Origin of the sequence: Winogradskyella immobilis (assembly GCF_021887715.1) — a bacterium.
Classification (GTDB): domain Bacteria; phylum Bacteroidota; class Bacteroidia; order Flavobacteriales; family Flavobacteriaceae; genus Winogradskyella; species Winogradskyella immobilis.
On record NZ_JAIQXX010000050.1, the window covers coordinates 1 to 1,407 of the forward strand.

Genomic DNA, 1,407 nt, shown 5'->3' on the forward strand with positions numbered 1-1,407 from the left:
TGAACTTTCCTGAAATAGGTTGACTAAAAATTAATCATTTAATTATAGTCAATTATGAAACCACAAAAACAGCACTGGCGAAAAAAAAGCTACCAAAAAGCAACTTTAGAGACCAAGCTTTTGGTTGTTGACCAAATTCTAAACGGTCAACTATCCACTAACCACGCTTCTAAAAAATACGATGTCCCAAGGACCACCATTACCTATTGGTTAAGAAAATACAGTACCTTGGTGCAACAAAACAAAGGCATGAGCAAAAACGACGAGATTAAAAAACTAAAGGAGCGTATAGAAGAACTTGAGTTCGTAAAGGACTTCCAGCAAGACGTCATTGCGGATATGGAACTCATTACAGGCGTCGATATGTCAAAAAAGTCCTTGCCCAAAACATTAGCAAAAGAGATAGAGCAAAAAAAGAAAAACCGTTTAAAAGAAAGTGGTTCTATCAGTGCTTTGGGATATCTAAACAAGCCTTCTACAAACGACTCAAAACCCAACAAAAGCAACAAATAGACCATCAAACATTAACCAAAATGATCAAGGACTACCGTAAAAAGGTAGGCTCTAAAACTGGTGGAATAAAGCTGTACAGCGAACTTAAACAAGACTTTATAGACGCTGACGTTAAAATCGGAAGGGACAAGTTCTATCGCTTTTTGAGGCATAATAATTTACTGATTCCCAAACGTAAAAACTACATCACAACTACAAACTCAAACCATATGTACAAAAAATATAAGAACCTCGTAAAAGACCAAGTCCCTAATCGACCAGAACAGCTTTGGGTAAGCGATATCACATACATTAAAACAGAAAACGGACACAACTACCTTGCCCTGGTCACAGATGCTTATTCTAAGCAGATTATGGGCTATAAACTCGCTGACCATATGAGAACATCGCTTTGCACAGATGCACTCGCCATGGCCATTAAAAACAGGAAATATCCCAATAAGAAGCTTATCCACCATTCTGACAGAGGGTTCCAGTACTGTAATCCCAAATACACAAGCTTTGCTGAAAACAACAATATAACAATGAGCATGACCGAACAGTACGACCCTTACCAAAACGCTGTTGCAGAAAGAGTCAACAGAACACTTAAATACGAATATGGACTAAAACAAACCATTAAGAACACTCATCTAGCTCAAAAAATGACCGAGCAAGCTGTCTATATCTATAATAATCTAAGAACTCATTTTAGCCTTAACTTAAGAAAACCTGTCGAAGTCCATCTCAATCCAAATATCAAATACAAATCTTATCGAAAAAATAATGTAAATTTACCTGAACTAACAATTTAATATCAAACCTAGTTCAAACTATTTTTTTGCCTTCTAAACGGCTGAAAAAAATCTTTTGAACGTCGAAATAATAATCAAAAAAGAGTCAACCTATTTCAGT

Annotated in this window: 2 protein-coding genes; both read left to right on the plus strand. The window is 36.0% G+C overall.

What is annotated here, in order from left to right:
* Positions 1–54 precede the first annotated feature (54 nt).
* Positions 55–513, plus strand: coding sequence for a helix-turn-helix domain-containing protein (locus tag K8Z87_RS13760; RefSeq protein ID WP_227478155.1), 459 nt, complete (start codon positions 55–57; stop codon positions 511–513).
* Entirely contained in the window at positions 459–1,307 is an 849-nt protein-coding gene (locus K8Z87_RS13765) for an IS3 family transposase (protein ID WP_227478156.1), read from the plus strand. The genes K8Z87_RS13760 and K8Z87_RS13765 overlap by 55 nt, the downstream gene beginning before the upstream one ends.
* The last annotated feature ends 100 nt before the right edge of the window (positions 1,308–1,407 follow it).